This window comes from Vibrio sp. Hal054 (genome assembly GCF_037162405.1).
Lineage (GTDB): Bacteria > Pseudomonadota > Gammaproteobacteria > Enterobacterales > Vibrionaceae > Vibrio > Vibrio diazotrophicus.
On the sequence record NZ_JARLUT010000001.1, the window covers coordinates 2,261,858 to 2,280,745 of the forward strand.

Consider the following 18,888-nt stretch of genomic DNA (forward strand, 5'->3'; position numbering starts at 1 on the left):
CTTTGCGCCTGCACCCGCAAATGGACTCGCATATGGCGCCAATAAAAAGCAGAATTAATGTTAAATAATTGTAACTGGTCTAATCACTTTTATCAGTGACATAGCACGACTTTAAGAGAAAACACTAGTAACCCTCTGAACTTCGTGGTTTATTGTTCAGTGCGAGTAACCTATAATGTTGAGCAACATTGAATTCTGTTATTTACTGCAGATCATCAACGGGAAGATATATGTCAGACAATAACCAAGCGCTAAAAGATGCTGGTCTTAAAGTAACCCTACCAAGGCTAAAGATTTTAGAAGTTTTACAACAGCCTGAGTGCCAACATATTAGTGCTGAAGAGCTCTACAAAAAGCTAATTGATCTTGGCGAAGAGATCGGTCTTGCTACGGTTTACCGAGTTCTAAACCAATTTGATGATGCAGGTATCGTTACTCGCCATCATTTTGAAGGCGGCAAGTCAGTATTTGAATTATCAACTCAACACCATCACGACCATCTTGTATGTCTAGATTGTGGTGAAGTAATTGAATTTTCTGATGAAGTGATTGAGCAGCGTCAAAGAGAGATTGCACAGCAATACAATGTTCAATTGACCAACCACAGCTTATACTTGTACGGAAAGTGTGGTGACGGTACTTGTAAAGAAAACCCAGACGCACACAAACTGAAAAAATAATTACGTTTGTCTGTATCTCTAATTTAAGAAGCCGAGTGATTATTGCACTCGGCTTTTTTATTCCCTTTCAGGCAACAACTTGATCCAGATTTAGAGCACCAATCATCTAACTCAACATTTCTTTAACTTTGATCCAACTCACACGTCTAAATAACAAGCACTTTCATATCATCCACATTAAGTGTGATCCAACAATTATTTCCCACATCCATGACTGGTCATTTTGTGATCTCTTATTGCTTTTATAATACTCACCGCCATTAACTAATAATATTAGCTATATTATTAACTCAAACAAAAAAACAACACCCTACAAGTATAAATTCAAAGGACGAACCAATGGCAGCATCGATTGAGATTAAAAATCTAACCAAAGCATATAATGGTTCAATGGTTTTAAATGACATCAGTTTCCATATAAAAGAACGGGAATTTATTGTCTTTCTTGGTCCATCCGGCTGTGGTAAATCGACCCTTTTAAGAATGATTGCGGGACTAGAAAACCTTAGTGACGGCGAAATTTGGATGGACGGAAAACGTCTGGATACGTTGGCTCCAGGTCATCGTAACATTTCAATGGTTTTCCAAAACTATGCTCTCTATCCACACATGAGTGTGGAAGAAAACATGACTTTCGGTCTCAAAAACATCGGTACTGAAAAGTCTGTTATTGAGCAACGCTTATCTGAAGCTGCGCGCATTTTGGAAATTGAACATCTGCTAAATCGCAAACCTGCGGAGCTTTCTGGTGGTCAGCGTCAACGTGTTGCCATCGGCCGTGCTATCGTTCGTGAACCAAGTGCATTCTTGTTTGATGAGCCGCTATCTAACCTTGACGCTGCGCTTCGTAGTCGTACCCGCATCGAACTGGCTCAACTTCATCAACGCGTAAACACCACTATGATTTACGTGACTCACGACCAAGTGGAAGCGATGACCCTCGCTGATCGTATCGTCATTCTTAATAACAAAGGTATTGAACAGATCGGTACTCCAATCGAAATCTACCAGCGTCCGGCAAGCAAATTTGTCGCTGGCTTTGTAGGTTCTCCAGCAATGAATTTCTTTGATGTCGATAAAGTAGAAGAGGTAAATGGAAAAGCCGTTATCCATATTGATCAGTTCGCTGCTATTCACTCAACCATCAATACTCACCACTTACCTTTAGCTCAGCGATTTGAAATGGGCATTCGCGCCGAAGATATCGTCATTACTGAAAAAGACGAGCCAGCACATGCGACAGGCAAGATAACGTTCATAGAGCGATTAGGCGACCGCACTCTGGTTTACGTTTCATTAGAAAGTGGAAAAATGCTGATTGCAGAAGCAAGCAGTAAGCGTCATCTCCAAACAAATCAGCATGTTGGCTTAAACATCGATTTCGATTCCGTTCATCTGTTTGATGAAAGTGAAAAGGCCTACCACGGAGGTGAGCTATGAGCGTAATGCAATCTTCCACCAAGGAGCGTTGGGGTAACTTCCTCTTTATCACGCCTTATTTGCTCGTGTTCATTTTTATGATTGCACTACCGCTTTTTTGGGGAATTTACCTAAGTTTTCAGAAAGTTGACCTGTTTGGTCCGGGGAAATTTGTCGGTTGGAGCAATTATGTCCGCCTATTTGACAACAAGATATTCATCCAGACCATCTGGAACACTTGTTACTTTGTTTTACTTACCGTACCAGCCCTCGTTGTCCTTGGCTTAGGTTTGGCGATGGCGCTGAACCAGCAAACCAGAACCGCGAATATTCTGCGTGGGGTATTTTTTGCGTCGACTATTCTATCCGTAACAGTGGTAACACTGATTTGGCGCATCATTTTCATTCCGAATGACGGCTTTATGTCGATGGTATTCAATTGGCTCAATTTGGAAGCTATCCCATTCTTATCGAGCCCAGACTGGGCATTGAAATCTATCGCTATCGCGACAATCTGGTGGTGTTTGGGCTTGCCAATGATTCTGTTTACCGCCGCACTTCAGCAAATACCTAAAGACTTGTATGAGGCAGCGCAACTGGATAACGCCAGCAAGTGGACCACTTTCCGAAAAATCACTCTGCCATCGATTACCCGCACCATTATCTTGGTAACGATTATCGAAATCGTCATGCAGTTCCAGTTATTTGGTCAAGCGTTACTTATGACTAACGGCGGACCAAACAACACATCACGATCCATCGTTATGTTCATTTACGATGCAGGTTTCCGTCGCTGGGATATTGGTATGGCTGCTGCGGCTTCGCAAGTCCTATTCCTGATCATCCTCGTGGCTGCAATCGCTCAATTTATGATTAGCCGTAAAAAAGGATAACTTTGATGAGTGCAACAAAAATGAATTTATCTTCAGATATTGCCGACTCATATGCGGCAAAAAAACAAATAACCTATCAACCAAACTCTCAAAAAACCAACCGTGCCATTCTAGTGCTCACACTCGTATTGTCACTGATTATGGTCGCGCCGTTTCTTTGGATGCTTGGTCTGAGTTTGAAAGACAACCAAGAGTTGATGTTAGGCACGGATGCGGTTTTCCATTTCCCATACACATTACAAAACTACCTAGACATATTCCGCAGCTCGTCAGTGTTTCACTGGCTAATGAACAGCTTGATTGTATCCGGCTGCATGACACTGGGTGTGCTGACGCTGTCTTCTTTAGCCGGTTATGCTTTCGCTCGACTCGAATTCCCTATGAAGAAAACACTGTTTGTGATTGTGCTTATGGGCATAGCAGTGCCTGAGCAAGCGGTTATTATCGCTCGTCATCAGTTGTTTAGTGAATTCCAGCTTCACAACACCTATTTAGGCTTAATTTTGCCCGGCTTATCTGCGCCTTTTGGGGTGTTCTTGATGACGCAATTTTTCAAAGCGATACCAAAAGAAATCGATGAAGCTGCAATCATGGATAACGCCTCAAAGTTTAAGATTTTCTGGAAGGTTCTACTGCCACTGACTATTCCAGCGCAAGCAACATTAGCGATTCTGACATTCTTAACCTCATGGAACGATTACTTCTGGCCGTTGATCTCTGCGACAGACAAATCGATGTACACCATCACGATAGGTATTGCATCGTCGCAAACCAACTTCGCACAAACGGAAGGTTTAGGCTTCTTAAGTTCGCAAGCGATCTTCTCGGCGATACCCATCATCCTTGTTTACATTTTTTTCCAAAAACACATCGTGACTGCCGTAGCTGGCGGCGCAGTGAAACAATAGAACTTTCCTGAACAAATAAAACCATCAACATCAGGAAATGAAAGATTTGAATAAGCTTTACCGTTACATAAACCGCCTACTCAAGTAAGCCGTATGACTAGGTAAACATTAAACAATAAAATAATAAGGCTTTTAGATATGAAACCCTACATCTCTACATTGTCACTAGCCATTGGCTGTATGCTGTCTGCCGGCAATGCTATCGCAAAAACAGAATTAAACATTCAACGTGTTTTTGGTGCCTGCGAAGCAGAATACGCAAAATCAGTGGATGTCAGTGCGGCAAATGGCGAATGTGGAATCATGACCACTTTGCTTAACAAGTTCGATGCTGAAAACCCAGATATCGACGTACGAGTCACAACTGTTGAATGGCCGGGATATGATCAGCTAACCGCGCAAATGGCTTCTCGTACTCCGCCTGATGTCGTGACTATGCATAACTCTGTAATTTCTGACTATCAGTCGCGTAACTTAATTGTGCCTATTGACGACTTCTTGAAAATGGAGAATGTCGATAAATCAATATTTACGCCAACAGCAACGGATGGCGTAACCCGTGAAGGCCAGTTTTATGGTCTACCAATCGACACATGGACCATGCTGTACCACGTAAACATGAAGCTGATGAAACAAGCCAATCTGGTTGATAGTGAAGGAAAACCCATTATTCCTAACTCTCCTGAAGAGCTATTAGCTCAAGCAAGACAGTTTAAACAAGCAACAGGTAAACCTTATTTCATTCAGATCCTTTCGAATGAAACGGCTTCTTATACGCGTCTTCTATACACTTACCTGTTCCAGCAAAGCAGTGATTTCTTTGCTAACCCAGAAAAAATATCGCTGCAAACACCTGAAGCAAAAAACATCGTAAATCTATTTAAAACGATCTATGAAGAAGACTTAACAACCAAAAACATGGACTACCCTGCAACCGTTTCTGCATTTAGTAATGGTCAAGGCGGTATATTGTTAAATGGTAACTGGTTGTTAAGTGCTTACGACGAACAAGCCGCGCAGGCCGACAGTCCTTTTTACAACGCTTATGAAGCCGTGCCTTACCCATTTTTATACAAAGGAGCAAAAGCTCACTACGTAGATGGACATTCATGGGTTGTACCAAGCAAACGTCGCGATGACGAAAAAGACGCTGCGATAGCCAAACTGTTTAAATTCTTCGCTGAAAATGACGGTCAGTGGGCACGAACAGGACATCTACCAAGCGTATCGAGTGTGCTAAAAGATGAGAAATTCTTGTCACTCCCTCACCGCTCAAACATTCTGTCCGTCACGCAGACAGGTCGTGGACTCCCAGCCGGCGTGCAACGTCAATGGGCGCTGCAAGACATTATTGGTGAAGAGTTAGCGGCAGCAATTATGGGTTCAAAAGACGTGGATGAAGCACTTGCAGATGCCGAAAGTCGCATCAATGACGTTTTAAGTAATTTGTAATTGCCAACGTCATAACCATGCATCTTTGAAGTTGAGGGACTTTTTCATCAATGGAAATACCTCAACTCCAAAGAACACAAGTATTACTAGAAGAAGTAGAGCTATGCGAAAGAAAAAAAGGTCACCATGTTAGATATCGCCACCGCAGTGGGCGTATCACAACCCACGGTTTCCGTTATTTTGAACGGTTCAGACAACGTAAAAGTCTCTGAAGAAACCCGAGAAAAAGTGCTCAGTAAAGCAAGAGAGCTGAACTATAAGTTCAAATCCAATGTATTGCACACTCAATCTCACCGTCGCATAGCGCTACTAATCAATAGCATGAACATGCACGATCCGTTTATTAACGCGATCACTGCCGCTAAGGTTCGCGCTTGGGAACTGGATACCATTCTTACGGTGTTCGACTATGAAGACAATGATGAGCTCAAAAACAGCATGTTATCCTTAATCAACAATAGCGGTTATGACGCTTTGATTGTTGCTTCAAACACACCGGCTCAAATTGAATCGACCATCAATACTCAGTTACCAATGCTGTTTCTAAACTGCACGAATCCCCTTTATGTTCAAGACGTTCCGAGTGTTTTGACTTCGGATTTCCTGGGTGGCTATCGCGCTGCCGAGTACCTCGTCAACAAAGGATACAAAGATATCGCCATGATTACGGGTGAAAGCTGGTCAGATTCCTCTATCCAACGTTTGCGAGGTTTCCGTCAAGCGCTGACCAACGTTGATATTTTGGTAAATGACAACTGGGTAAAAGCGGGTAACTGGTCAGTTAAACAAAGTTACCTAGAAACGGAAAACTTACTTTCACAAGCTAACCGACCTCGAGCCATATTTTGTGCCAGTGATTTAATGGCGATTGGTGTGTATCAGGCACTTGCACATCACAACCTTCGCATTCCTGAGGATGTCGCGGTTATTGGATACGATAACCAGCTCTTGGCGAGTGAACTCACCCCTTCTCTCACCTCTGTTGATTTGCCTTATGACGAAATGGGACGAGTTGCGGTAGAGACACTGCTTTCATCAACACCACCAGAAGTCATGATGATGAAAATTGAGGGCGATTTAATTCCCCGAGAGTCGGCATAAGCATTAATAAGATTACAGGGGCTGCCCCCACGTTGTATTGCCATGATTTCATGGCTAGGAGCCATAATGATTATTAAAAACCCACTGGTTGAGCAAAGAGCCGACCCGTTCGTCTATCTGCACAGCGACGCTTATTACTACTTCACTGCTTCGGTGCCAGAATATAACCGGCTGGAGCTTCGTCGAGCTGAACACATTCATCAATTGGCTACAACGACGGAAATCGTTGATGTGTGGCATAAACCAGATACTGGCGCTTACTCTGATCTGATATGGGCACCTGAAATCCACTACATTGACGGTACATGGGTCATTTACTTTGCTGCCGCACCCAATCGTGAAATCGTCAACAATGCGTTTCAGCATCGTATGTATGCCATCACCACACAAAGTGACAACCCTTTAACAGGTGAATGGAGCGAACCAATCCAGGTAGATAGCGGTCTTTCAACTTTCTGTCTGGATGCAACTTGCTACAAACACAATGGCCAGTGGTACTACATATGGGCTCAAAAAGACGCAGTGATTCCGGGCAACTCTTGTCTGTATATCGCGACGATGGATTCACCGACTACCCTTTCGAGCAAGCCAGTTCTTCTGACTAAACCTGAGTTTGATTGGGAAGTGCGAGGTTTCTTAGTTAACGAAGGACCCGCTATTTTACATCGCCATGGCAAAATCCATCTGACTTATTCCGCCAGTGCAACCGATGAACGTTACTGCATGGGTGTGCTTTCGATTGATGAAAATGCGGATTTGATGAACGCCTCAAACTGGACGAAATCTCCAAACCCAATATTTGAAACGGCAGAGGAAAAAAACATCTTTGGACCGGGTCATAACAGTTTCACCACCAGTAAAGACGGCAGCAAAGATTACATGATTTACCATGCTCGTAATTACAAAGGTATTGAAGGTGATCCGCTGTGGGATCCAAACCGCCACGCATGCGTGCAGCCAATTGAGTGGTCTGAAGATGGTTTGCCTATTTGGGGCACACCGCTGAAAGAAATGGAATGGGTTGAATAACCCTACTAACCAATAAATAAAAGGGAGTCGTTGTAAAACGACTCCCTTTTTACATTCCTTATCTGATAAGTCTGTGTTGATAAACAAACTCTATTTGCCATGGATGGCAAATAGAAGCCCCAAGGAGGGGTTTATGCGTGTTTGTGTTCAATACAGACTTGTCAAAAAGCCAATTTAGAAGTAATCGCGAACCAATACTTCTGCAATTTGCACTGCGTTGGTTGCTGCGCCTTTACGTACGTTATCAGCAACAACCCATAGGTTGATACCACTGTGGTGACTGATGTCGTTACGGATACGACCAACCAATACGTCATCAATACCACCAGCGTCACGAACTTGAGTCGGGAAATCATTCCCTTCAAATACACGAACACCTTCAGTTTGTTTCAAAAGCTCAATCACTTGGCTTGCATCAATCGGTGAACTGGTTTCAATGTGAACCGCTTCTGCATGGCCGTAAAACACAGGCACACGAACACAAGTCGGGTTAACCATAATTGAAGGATCGTTGAAGATTTTTTGGGTTTCCCACACCATCTTCATCTCTTCTTTGGTGTAACCGTTATCCATAAACATATCGATTTGCGGAATACAGTTAAACGCGATTTGTTGGCTGAATGCATTGCTATCAGCAGGTACACCATTCAGCAGTTTTGCCGTTTGACCTGCAAGCTCATCAATACCCGCTTTACCTGCGCCCGAAACCGACTGATAGGTAGAAACGTTGATACGCTCTATACCTACAGCATCATAAATCGGTTTTAATGCCACCAGCATCTGAATGGTTGAACAATTCGGGTTGGCAATGATATTGCGGTTACGGAACTCTGCAATCGCTTCAGGGTTAACCTCAGGCACAACCAGCGGCACATCGTAGTCGTAACGGAATTGTGAGGTATTATCGATAACCACCACACCCGCTTCAGCAGCAATTGGTGCCCATTTTGCAGATAGGTCACCACCTGCCGAGAACAGCGCAATATGTGCTTGGGACCAATCGAAGTTTTCTACGTTCTGAACCTCAATCGTTTTACCGTTAAAACGGTAAGTTTTGCCTTCGCTACGCTCGCTCGCCAACAAGAACAGTTCACCAACTGGAAACTTACGCTCCTTGAGAACTTCTAACATTGTTTCACCGACTGCGCCTGTTGCGCCGAAGATTGCTACATTAAATTGCTGGCTCATTGGTTACCTCAATTCTAAAACCTAATTTCTCTAGCGGTGCTAAGTTGGACAGCTCATCACCAACAAGCGTGATCGCGCTGTATTCGCGTCTGTCCCAATAATTCTTACGCATCAAGTCAAACGCACCCGGTTGACCGATTTCACGACGGAACTGCGCATCGTCTTTTCTTACATCGTAGACGAGTTGAATCAAATTAAATAATGTTGCTTCATCCCAAGCGCGCTCCAGTATGACTTTAGGAATCGGTGCGATTGGCAATAAAGTTGAAGGGTTAGCAAAAGCGCTTGATTCAATGAACTCACAATAACTATTAAAAATCATTGTTGTTCCACGCGCTTTACCTTCTAAGCCATAGCCCGCTACGTGTGGCGTAGCAAACGCTAGCAGTGGCAACAGATCCATATCCACTTGTGGTTCAAACTCAAACACGTCTAGAGCTGCAATAAAACCGTCTTGCTTTTGCAAACGAGCTTTCAGCGCTGCGTTATCGACGATTGGACCACGAGCAGCGTTAATCAGAATTTGATCGCATCTCAGGCTCTCAAGTACTTGTTCGTTAATCAGATGATGGGTCGGCCATTCACCGTCAGTGGTGATTGGTGTATGCAGCGTGATGACATCTGCTTTACTTAATAACTCATCAAGCGGCGTAAACTCGCGAGAGTCTCCTTCTGCCTGCTTCGGTGGATCGTTCAGCAGAACGTTAATACCCATCCCAGTTAAACATTCAGAGAGGTAAGTACCCACTTGCCCTGCACCAATAATACCAACTGTCTTTTCAAATATTGAAAAGCCATGTTGCTGCGACAAGACCATCAAGACACTCACTACGTATTCAGCAACGCCAACCTTGTTACAACCCGGCGCAGCGGTAAAGAAAATACCACGTTGCTCAAGTAACGCTTGATCGACATGGTCCATACCAGCTGTTGCCGTACCGACAAATCGTAGTTTATTAGCTTTACTCAATAACGCTTCATCAACTTTAGTTACTGAGCGAATCATCAGCGCATCTACATCGACTAAATCGTCGGCAGTTAGAGTACGACCGGGTTTAAGAATCACTTCGCCCAATTGGCTGAATAGCTCTTCAGCGTAAGGCATATTTTCATCGATTAAGATTTTCATTGCAGAATTTAACCCTGATTTTAACCATAGGGGGCCTGTTTCCCTTCTATAGCAGGCATTGTGCAAAAAAGAGCGGAAGGTGTCGAGGATAATAGGCTTAAGCCCCAAAAATAAAAATACCCAGTGGCAATGATAGCCACTGGGCAATATCCAGAACAAAAGGATCTCGTCCCGCTCTCCATGGGACAAAGTCAGCGTCTGTTTGATCAGTCAAACTGATCGGTTCTGGAAACCAAAATACCAATCTAAGTAAGTTGTTACTCCAATTGGTATTACCTTACGGTATCCTTGGTCTCTTAAGCTTCGTACTTCTTGATTACTAGAGTGGCGTTAGTGCCACCGAATCCAAAGCTGTTTGACATAACTGTTGTCAGCTCTTGCTCACGCATTTCACTTACGATATCCAGACCAGCAGCTGCTTCGTCTAAGTTATCGATGTTAATGCTTGGAGCGATGAAGCCGTGATGTAGCATTAGAGTTGAGTAAATCGCTTCGTGTACACCCGCTGCACCTAGAGCATGACCTGTCATTGCTTTCGTTGCAGAAATTGCTGGGCTGTTGCCGCCGAACACTTCTTGGATAGCACCAAGTTCTTTCACGTCACCAACAGGTGTTGATGTACCGTGAGTGTTCACGTAATCCACTTTGTCGATACCTTGCATTGCCATCTTCATACAACGCACAGCACCTTCGCCTGATGGCGCAACCATGTCATAGCCGTCAGAAGTCGCACCGTAACCTACGATCTCGCCATAGATTTTCGCGCCACGAGCAAGTGCATGCTCAAGTTCTTCGATAACAACCATACCGCCGCCACCAGAGATAACGAAACCGTCGCGGTCTGCGTCATAAGTACGAGACGCTTTGTCTGGTGAATCATTGTATTTAGTAGATAGTGCGCCCATTGCATCGAACATCATAGTCAATGACCAATCTAGCTCTTCACCACCACCTGCAAATACGATGTCTTGTTTACCCAGTTGGATAAGTTCCATTGCGTGACCAATACAGTGTGCCGAAGTTGCACATGCAGAACTGATTGAGTAGTTCACACCACGGATTTTGAATGGCGTTGCCAAACATGCAGAAACCGTTGAAGACATTGTGCGCGGTACCATGTATGGACCAATACGCTTCACGCCTTTCTCACGTAGAGTATCAACCGCGATCACTTGGTTCAGTGATGAAGCACCACCAGAACCTGCAACGATACCTGTACGATCATTAGAAACTTGTTCAGGAGCAAGACCCGCATCAGCGATTGCTTGTTCCATTGATAGGTAAGCAAATGCCGCCGCATCACCCATAAAGCGCATCTGTTTGCGATCGATATGGTCAGCAGGGTTCATCTTCAAGTTACCCCAAACTTGTGAGCGAAGACCTTGCTCTTTAAATTGCTCAGAGCCTGTGATGCCTGATTTGCCAGCTTTAAGAGACGATAAAACTTCTTCGACGTTGTTACCGATACTTGAAACAATACCCATACCGGTGATTACGACTCGTTTCATGTGACATTCCTATTATTCAATAATTCGTTAAATGATAACGAAGATGGACTTCAAAAGTGGTCAGCTTTCCCATTAATCCGTACAATCTCGACAATATTTCGCCGAATTTGAAAGAATTTTCCTACTATGACATCCATTACTAACGCACAGCTTGGCTGGAATGATGCCGGAACGCCGGTTTCAGACCAGTTCGATGATGTTTATTTTTCAAACGTCAATGGACTGGAAGAAACTCGCTATGTGTTTCTAACACAAAATAATCTTCCTCAAAGATGGCAAGATTATGACCAAAAGCGTTTTGTCATTGCCGAAACTGGATTCGGTACTGGATTAAACTTCCTCGCAGTTTGGCATTGGTTTGAGAAGTTTAGACAGCAAAACCCCGAAGCGATACTACAATCGTTACATTTCATCAGTTTTGAGAAGTTCCCGCTAAGTAAGGCTGACTTAATTAAAGCGCATGAATCTTGGCCTGAACTGGCTGATTACGCTCAACAACTCCAAGAATTCTATCCGATTGCTGTTCCTGAATGTCACCGCATCGTCTTAGCCGATGGTGCAATTACTCTCGATTTGTGGTTTGGTGACATTAAAGACTGTATGCCAAAAGTGCCAACTCTCAAGCAAGGCATTGTTGATGCTTGGTTTTTAGACGGCTTCGCACCAAGCAAAAACCCTGAAATGTGGAACCAAAATCTGTTCGATGGTATGGCAAAACTGGCTAAGCAAGACTGTACCTGCGCAACGTTCACGGCGGCAGGTTTCGTGCGTAGAGGTTTAATCGAAGCTGGCTTTGATATGAAGAAAGTCAAAGGCTTCGGTACAAAACGAGAAATGATTGCTGGTAAGCTCAAAGAGAAAACCGCGTACAGCAACATTAAACCTTGGTTCCATGTTGAAGCGACTGACAATCTGCATGACGTTGCGATTATTGGTGGTGGTATTGCAAGTGCTGCTCTTGCAAAAACACTCACAGCAAGAGGTATATCGGTCTCTATGTATTGCAAAGATGAAGCCCCTGCGGAAGGCGCGTCGGGCAATCGTCAGGGTGCAGTATATCCTCTGCTTAATAGCGAACACTCTGGCGTATCACGTGTGTTTGCTCCAGCCTTTTTATTTGCTCGACAATTTATCGACCAAGCGGCAAAGACCGTTTCGTTTGACCATGACTGGTGTGGCGTGACTCAGCTAATGTGGGATGACAAATCGACCAAGAAACTGGACACCATGTTGAAAGCGGATTTCTCGCCGGAATTGGTATCCAAACATAATGTTGATCAGACCAACCAAATGGTGGGATTGCCGGTAGATGTGGAAAGTCTCTCCTACCCTATGGGCGGCTGGCTGTCTCCTGCTCAGTTAACTCAAGGCTTAATTGCTGAGCTAGAGCAACAAGGTAAGCTAAAGGTTTACTACCAGCACCATGTTGATTCGCTCGACTGGCAAGAGGAAGAAAAACAGTGGCAACTGACCTGTGGAGAGAAAAAGCTCCACCATCAAGCGGTTGTTATTGCCACTGGGCATCTGTTTGATAGCCTGACGCAAACACAATTTGTCCCTCTCGGTAAAGTAAAAGGGCAAGTGAGTCATATCCCAACCAACCACGAATTGCAGCAATTAAACACTGTGCTCTGCTATGACGGTTATATGACGCCTTGTAACCCGAACAATCAACATCACTGTATCGGTGCCAGCTACGACCGTTCACACTTAGATCAAGAGTTTGATCCACAGGCTCAAGTTGAAAACGCTCAGCGCCTCAAAAACTGCTTACCTCAGCAAGCATGGCCAAACAGTGTCGATGTGAGCGAGAACCAATCTCGCCAAGGCATTCGCTGCGTGAGTCGCGATCACCTTCCGTTTGTGGGTAACGTTGGGAACTTTGAAGCAATTACAGAACAATACTCCGAACTAAACGGGATGAGCGAGAGCGACGCTTCTGATATTGCCCAATATCCTCAGTTGTATTCATTACTTGGGTTGGGCTCGCGCGGTTTGAGTTCCGCGCCACTCATGGCTGAACTGCTCGCCTCACAAATGAGTGGTGACCCGTTGCCTCTGCCTAACGATGTGCTTGAAACCCTTCATCCAAGCAGAATGTGGGTAAGAAAGCTGCGCAAAGGGAAAGCGTTAACAGAGAAGTAAATCGGTTCTGCAAACACGAAAAAGCCTCGCAATAGCGAGGCTTCTTTATCAATGCGATTTAAAGATTAAGCAGCCAGTTTTGCTACCGCTTCTTTTAGTTGAGCCGCGATGCTTTCATCAGTCACGACACCGCTTTCCATATCGAAATTGTCGTAGAAGTTTGGTACTGAAACTGTTGCTTTTACGTTGCCACCGAAGTAGCTAGCAGAGCCAGAAGCAGCAGCTAATACTGATGATGCGCCGCCAGGACCAGGTGATGTTGCTAAGTATACCGCTGGTTTATTTTTAAATACTTCACGGTCGATACGAGTCGCCCAGTCAAACAGGTTTTTGTACGCTGCAGGGTAGTGACCGTTGTGCTCAGCAAAAGAGATAACAAATGCATCTGCCTGTGCTAAATCACGTAGGAAACCTAACGCGCCTTCAGCCTGACCAATCTCTTTTTCAAGATCTTCGCTGAACATAGGTACGTTGTAGTTGTTGATGTCCAGCACTTGAACTTCAGCACCATCAATCAAATTTGCTGTATAAGTTGCCAATGCTTTGTTAATAGAGGTTGAACTGGTGCTTGCACCGAATGCGATAACTTTCATGACGATAATCCTGTGTGCTGTTTTGATGTGATTAGATTAATCTTTGAACACCTTGCCCACAAGCCGAATTATTGTATGAGGTCATTCAAAAATTTTGAATGATGCGTTATTCGCGCCTCACCTATCGATGTTTCTCAATGAACAATCAACGCATAAAAAAATAGCAGCGTAATTGCTGCCATCTTTTGTATTTTGTTCTTCGCAATGTGACTAAGCTTGGTTCGATAACTCGTTCCACAAGTCAGACACAATAATACGGTCTGCTGGCGTCAACTCAGAGCGAGCCTCTTCCAAACTTTTTTCAATACGTACTTTTAGCTCAGCGATGTCTTCAATGCCTTCTTCTTCACACGATGCTGCGGATAGTGAAATGTGCCCACGTAAATAACCACCAGCAAACAGTTCATCATCCGATGCAGTGGCAATACGTGTATCAATCAGCTCTAAAAGTTTTTCTTCAAATTCAATAATCATGTTCTATGAATACCTAGTTTTATCAAGACTGTGCAGTTGCGTATGGGTTACTTAATCACAAACTGCTCAGCCGTTAGTTCTGGTGTCTGATAAAACGACTGCAATGCCTGAGAAAGCATTTTCACTCGTTCAGGTAATCCATGTTGCAAAATACTCAAGACTTCTTGATGGACTTTCGCCATGAATGCCAGACGGTCTGGTTCAAAATCGCCGCTAAGGTTGTCACAACTTACCGTAAAAGGAAACCCTGCACTGAGCGACAATATCCACTCATAAGCTTGGGGACGAATTTCGACTTTCTCGAACTCTGCCTGCACTTGCTCAGAACGACCATCGGGATGATACCAGTAACCAAAATCTTCCAATAAACGACGCTCAGGGCCAGCCACACACCAGTGCGCAATTTCATGCAAAGCAGAGGCATAGAAACCGCGAGCAAAAATAATCCGGTGATAATCCACCTTATCATCAGCAGGTAAGTAGACAGGCTCGTCACCGCCTAACTCCAGCTTAGTGTTAAACGAACTGAAGAAGGTTTGGTTAAAGATGTCGATCAAATCAGTGTATTGGTGAGACATAACAGCAAGTTCTTGGGTATGCGACGTATGAAGTTAACAACGAGCTGCATTTTCGCGGCTTTTTGCTCTGAGGTAAAGTGCAGGAATGAATGTATTAGTTTTATTTATCTGTAAAACTGATGTCAAAACGCCAAAAAGCGGTCGTATTCCGTTTCATCTGATACTACACTGCGCACCTTTCTCAGCCCCTGATTCATCACGACTCTCAACAAACAATCATTTATAGGTGTAATACTATGCTGCTCAGCGTTTTGTACATTATCGGGATTACAGCGGAAGCCATGACTGGTGCCCTCAGCGCTGGTCGCAAAAAGATGGATTGGTTTGGTGTCATGTTAGTCGCCAGCGCTACAGCTATTGGTGGCGGAACCGTACGTGATATTTTGCTGGGTCATTACCCTCTAGGCTGGGTAGAGAATCCAGAATTTCTTGTGATTACCTGCGTTGCGGGTGTTGTGACAACCGGTATTTACAAATGGGTGATCAAGCTGAAAGGTCTGTTTATTCGCTTAGATGCTCTGGGTTTAATTGTATTCAGTATTATCGGCACCAAAGTGGCAATGGGCATGGGGCTGCATGAAGTAATCTGTGTGGTGTCCGCGCTGGTAACTGGTGTATTTGGCGGTTTGCTGCGTGATCTGATTTGTCGCCAACAACCTTTGGTATTGCATGACGAACTGTATGCTTCCGTGGCACTTGTCGCCTCAGTGCTCTATTTAGCATTATTAAAATTTGGGGTGAATGATGTGACCAGCACCATCATTACTTTAGTGGTCGGTTACCTGCTACGCATGGCTGCGGTGCGTTTTAAATGGCGTTTACCGTCTTTTCACCTTGAAGCTGAAAACTCGATTCACTGAACTGGAATAAGCAAACCAAACCAGTTTAGTTTTTACTCGTAATGCAAAACAAAACGCCCTCAAGTGAGGGCGTTTTTCATTCATAAATACAAGATTAGATGTGTGGTGTCTCTGTTGTTACACCGTGGTTCTGACCACGATGACGTAACAGATGATCCATCAACACAATCGCCAGCATAGCTTCAGCGATTGGCACCGCGCGAATACCAACACATGGGTCATGACGACCTTTCGTAATCAGTTGCGTTGGCTCACCAGCGCGAGTGATTGTGTCACCCGGAACCGTAATGCTCGATGTTGGTTTAAGTGCAATGTTCGCGACAATGTCTTGTCCCGTAGAAATGCCACCTAAGATACCGCCAGCGTGGTTGCTCTTAAAACCTTCCGGAGAAAGTGGGTCACGGTGCTCACTGCCACGTTGATTGACCACATCAAAACCATCACCGATTTCGACACCTTTCACCGCGTTAATGCTCATCAAAGCATGTGCGATGTCTGCATCTAAGCGATCAAATACCGGCTCACCTAAACCGACAGGCAGATTGGTTGCAACCACCTGTATTTTGGCACCGATAGAATCACCTTCTTTTTTCAGGTCACGAATCAGTTGGTCGAATGCTTCCACTTTATCGACATCTGGACAGAAGAAAGCGTTGTTTTCGATTTCATTCCAATCCACTTTATCAATCGAGATATCACCCATTTGTGATAAGTAAGCACGGATCTCAACACCAAATTCTTGCTTCAGATATTTCTTCGCAATACCACCAGCAGCAACGCGCATTGCCGTTTCACGAGCAGACGAACGGCCACCACCACGGTAATCACGAATGCCGTACTTTTGATGGTAGGTGTAGTCAGCGTGCCCTGGGCGGAATTTATCTTTGATTTCTGAATAATCTTTTGAACGCTGATCGGTATTTTCAATCAGTAATCCAATCGACGTTCCTGTGGTTTTTCCTTCAAAAACCCCAGAAAGAATTTTCACTTCATCCGGTTCACGGCGCTGAGTGGTATAACGAGATGTGCCCGGGCGGCGACGGTCTAGGTCGAGTTGTAAATCCGCCTCGCTAATCTCAAGTCCCGGAGGGCATCCGTCTACGATACATCCAAGTGCGATACCGTGACTTTCTCCGAACGTGGTTACTCGGAAATGTTGTCCGATACTGTTTCCTGCCATTACTTCCTCAAATTAGTGCGTTGAAAGTAGGAACGAACCACTTCCAACATACTGATAGCTATTCTTCGTGGATTCATAGTGGCTTTATTACGTTTTGATGTAAAGCCCTTAACCGCATCAAATTGGACAAAAATAGCCAGCCCAAAAATGAAAACGCCGACACTAAGGTCGGCGCTTTGCGAGAGTTCGAAATTAATCGATATAAAGTGCGAAATCTGAGGCACATTCGAGCAGTTGCTGACGTGTGAGCATAAACACGCCGTGACCGCCATTTTCAAACTCTAACCAAGTGAATGGAATGTGTGGGTACTGATCCATCATATGAATCATCGAGTTGCCCACTTCACAAATCAAGATACCGTTTTCTGATAGGTAACGTGGTGCATTCGCAAGAATACGACGAACCAGTTTCAAGCCATCGGTACCTGCAGCAAGGCCTAGAGCAGGTTCATGTTTGAACTCCGCTGGCAAGCTATCCATATCTTCCTGATCTACATACGGTGGGTTAGAAACGATAATGTCGTATTGTGATTCTGGTAAATCACGGAACAGATCCGAACGAATCGGGAACACTTGCTGTTCAAGACCATGATCTTGAATGTTTTGCTCTGCAACCGCTAAGGCGTCTGTCGAAATATCAATCGCGTCCACTTCCGCTTCAGGGAATGCATACGCACAGGCAATCGCAATACAACCACTACCGGTACACAGATCCATAATGCGAGTTGGCTCTTCAACAAGCCAAGGTGAGAATTGCGCTTGAATCAGTTCACCAATTGGCGAACGAGGTACAAGTACACGTTCATCGACGAAGAACTCTAACCCACAGAACCACGCTTTATTGGTTAAATAAGCGGTTGGAGTGCGGTCTTTAATACGTGTGATAACACGTTCAACAATACGTAAACGCTCGCTAGATGTTAAGCGAGAGTTCAAAGCATGAGGAGGCACGTCGATCGGCAGATATAGGGTTGGCAGCACAAGTTGCACCGCTTCATCCCACGCATTATCCGTTCCATGACCATAAAATAAATTGGCTGCATTAAAACGGCTAACCGTCCAACGAATCATATCCTGAAGGGTGTGAAGTTCCGAAACGGCTTCTTCTACAAAAATCTTATCCAAAATTGCCTCCGAAAAGCGCTACAATACTGCGAATATTGATTAGTAACTGATTAACCAATTCTAATGAGCAAAAAAGACACCGATTACAACGACAATGATTATTTAGACGCTGACGATGATTTTGCAATGTTTCGCGATGCAGTAAAGGGCGTAAAAAAGTTAACGCAGGATACCATAGTCCAACAGCCAAACAGAAATGCTAAACAAAAAGAAATCATCAAAGGTTCACGTGAAGCAAGCGACAGTAATTTTTACTTCTCTGACGAGTTTGTACCTCTACTCAGCGAAGAAGGTCCAACTCGCTACGCTCGCGATGACGTTTCTAAATATGAAGTGAAAAAACTGCGTCGTGGTGTCTACGTACCGGATGTGTTCTTAGATATGCACGGCATGACTCAACAAGAAGCCAAACGTGAACTTGGGGCTATGATCGCTTACTGCGTAAAAGAGAGTGTACATACTGCTTGTGTACAGCACGGTATCGGTAAACATATCCTGAAGCAAAAAGTGCCGTTGTGGTTGGCACAGCACCCTGACGTAATGGCATTCCATCAAGCGCCACTAGAGTTTGGCGGCGCTGGTGCACTGCTGGTATTGATTTCTATCCCAGAAAAGTAATCACATTG

The 18,888-nt window shown here is 44.4% G+C and carries 18 protein-coding genes; 10 read left to right on the plus strand and 8 right to left on the minus strand.

Features of this window, described 5'->3' with window-relative positions:
• The first annotated feature begins 230 nt into the window (after positions 1 to 230).
• The 7 genes from fcrX (at position 231) to P4S58_RS10445 (ending at position 7,482) form a co-directional block, all read left to right on the plus strand.
• Entirely contained in the window at positions 231 to 680 is a 450-nt protein-coding gene (gene fcrX / locus P4S58_RS10415) for a ferric iron uptake transcriptional regulator FcrX (RefSeq protein ID WP_042483943.1), read from the plus strand.
• Positions 681 to 1,019: 339 nt separating this feature from the next.
• Positions 1,020 to 2,120, plus strand: a complete 1,101-nt coding sequence (locus P4S58_RS10420; RefSeq protein WP_337163909.1) for an ABC transporter ATP-binding protein — start codon at positions 1,020 to 1,022, stop codon at positions 2,118 to 2,120.
• Positions 2,117 to 2,992 carry a carbohydrate ABC transporter permease gene (locus tag P4S58_RS10425; RefSeq protein WP_219725480.1) on the plus strand — a complete coding sequence of 292 codons (876 nt, stop codon included), beginning with the start codon at positions 2,117 to 2,119 and terminating at the stop codon, positions 2,990 to 2,992. The genes P4S58_RS10420 and P4S58_RS10425 overlap by 4 nt, the downstream gene beginning before the upstream one ends.
• 5 nt (positions 2,993 to 2,997) lie before the next feature.
• Positions 2,998 to 3,900, plus strand: coding sequence for a carbohydrate ABC transporter permease (locus P4S58_RS10430; RefSeq protein WP_337163912.1), 903 nt, complete (start codon positions 2,998 to 3,000; stop codon positions 3,898 to 3,900).
• A 138-nt stretch (positions 3,901 to 4,038) separates the two neighbouring features.
• A complete protein-coding gene (locus P4S58_RS10435; protein WP_337163914.1) occupies positions 4,039 to 5,352 on the plus strand; it encodes an ABC transporter substrate-binding protein in 1,314 nt (437 codons plus the stop codon).
• A gap of 126 nt (positions 5,353 to 5,478) precedes the next feature.
• Positions 5,479 to 6,453 (plus strand): LacI family DNA-binding transcriptional regulator, encoded by a 975-nt coding sequence (locus tag P4S58_RS10440; protein WP_337163916.1) that lies wholly within the window; start codon positions 5,479 to 5,481, stop codon positions 6,451 to 6,453.
• 66 nt (positions 6,454 to 6,519) lie between these two features.
• A complete protein-coding gene (locus P4S58_RS10445; RefSeq protein ID WP_337163917.1) occupies positions 6,520 to 7,482 on the plus strand; it encodes a glycoside hydrolase family 43 protein in 963 nt (320 codons plus the stop codon).
• A 174-nt stretch (positions 7,483 to 7,656) separates the two neighbouring features.
• Here the strand turns inward: P4S58_RS10445 and P4S58_RS10450 are convergent, their stop codons facing one another.
• From P4S58_RS10450 to fabB, 3 genes are all read right to left on the minus strand, one after another.
• Positions 7,657 to 8,670, minus strand: coding sequence for an aspartate-semialdehyde dehydrogenase (locus tag P4S58_RS10450; protein WP_102963109.1), 1,014 nt, complete (start codon positions 8,668 to 8,670; stop codon positions 7,657 to 7,659).
• Positions 8,654 to 9,799, minus strand: a complete 1,146-nt coding sequence (locus P4S58_RS10455) for a 4-phosphoerythronate dehydrogenase (protein ID WP_337163918.1) — start codon at positions 9,797 to 9,799, stop codon at positions 8,654 to 8,656. Before P4S58_RS10455 ends, P4S58_RS10450 begins: the two co-directional genes overlap by 17 nt.
• Before the next feature lie 296 nt (positions 9,800 to 10,095).
• On the minus strand, positions 10,096 to 11,307 hold the full coding sequence (gene fabB, locus P4S58_RS10460) for a beta-ketoacyl-ACP synthase I (protein ID WP_042483964.1): 1,212 nt from the start codon (positions 11,305 to 11,307) through the stop codon (positions 10,096 to 10,098).
• Between the two features lie 126 nt (positions 11,308 to 11,433).
• On the opposite strand from fabB, the gene mnmC reads away from it, so the two are divergent.
• A complete protein-coding gene (gene mnmC, locus P4S58_RS10465) occupies positions 11,434 to 13,452 on the plus strand; it encodes a bifunctional tRNA (5-methylaminomethyl-2-thiouridine)(34)-methyltransferase MnmD/FAD-dependent 5-carboxymethylaminomethyl-2-thiouridine(34) oxidoreductase MnmC (protein ID WP_337163919.1) in 2,019 nt (672 codons plus the stop codon).
• A 65-nt stretch (positions 13,453 to 13,517) separates the two neighbouring features.
• On the opposite strand, the gene P4S58_RS10470 is transcribed toward mnmC, so the two are convergent.
• The 3 genes from P4S58_RS10470 to P4S58_RS10480 all read right to left on the minus strand — a co-directional run bounded on the left by P4S58_RS10470 (position 13,518) and on the right by P4S58_RS10480 (position 15,097).
• On the minus strand, positions 13,518 to 14,045 hold the full coding sequence (locus P4S58_RS10470; RefSeq protein ID WP_102963106.1) for an NADPH-dependent FMN reductase: 528 nt from the start codon (positions 14,043 to 14,045) through the stop codon (positions 13,518 to 13,520).
• Positions 14,046 to 14,255: 210 nt separating this feature from the next.
• Positions 14,256 to 14,519: a YfcL family protein gene (locus tag P4S58_RS10475; protein WP_042483970.1), complete on the minus strand. Its 264-nt coding sequence runs from the start codon at positions 14,517 to 14,519 to the stop codon at positions 14,256 to 14,258.
• A 47-nt stretch (positions 14,520 to 14,566) separates the two neighbouring features.
• Positions 14,567 to 15,097 carry an elongation factor P hydroxylase gene (locus tag P4S58_RS10480; protein ID WP_337163920.1) on the minus strand — a complete coding sequence of 177 codons (531 nt, stop codon included), beginning with the start codon at positions 15,095 to 15,097 and terminating at the stop codon, positions 14,567 to 14,569.
• Positions 15,098 to 15,333: 236 nt separating this feature from the next.
• Here P4S58_RS10480 and P4S58_RS10485 point away from each other — a divergent pair, with 236 nt between their 5' ends.
• Positions 15,334 to 15,957 (plus strand): trimeric intracellular cation channel family protein, encoded by a 624-nt coding sequence (locus tag P4S58_RS10485; protein ID WP_102940840.1) that lies wholly within the window; start codon positions 15,334 to 15,336, stop codon positions 15,955 to 15,957.
• 94 nt (positions 15,958 to 16,051) lie between these two features.
• Here P4S58_RS10485 and aroC read toward each other — a convergent pair whose 3' ends face one another.
• The gene (aroC, locus tag P4S58_RS10490) at positions 16,052 to 17,137 is read right to left on the minus strand and encodes a chorismate synthase (protein WP_102952720.1); all 1,086 of its coding nucleotides are present in this window, start codon (positions 17,135 to 17,137) and stop codon (positions 16,052 to 16,054) included.
• A 192-nt stretch (positions 17,138 to 17,329) separates the two neighbouring features.
• On the minus strand, positions 17,330 to 18,262 hold the full coding sequence (gene prmB, locus P4S58_RS10495) for a 50S ribosomal protein L3 N(5)-glutamine methyltransferase (protein WP_042483980.1): 933 nt from the start codon (positions 18,260 to 18,262) through the stop codon (positions 17,330 to 17,332).
• A 63-nt stretch (positions 18,263 to 18,325) separates the two neighbouring features.
• Here prmB and smrB point away from each other — a divergent pair, with 63 nt between their 5' ends.
• A complete protein-coding gene (gene smrB / locus P4S58_RS10500) occupies positions 18,326 to 18,880 on the plus strand; it encodes an endonuclease SmrB (RefSeq protein ID WP_042483983.1) in 555 nt (184 codons plus the stop codon).
• The last annotated feature ends 8 nt before the right edge of the window (positions 18,881 to 18,888 follow it).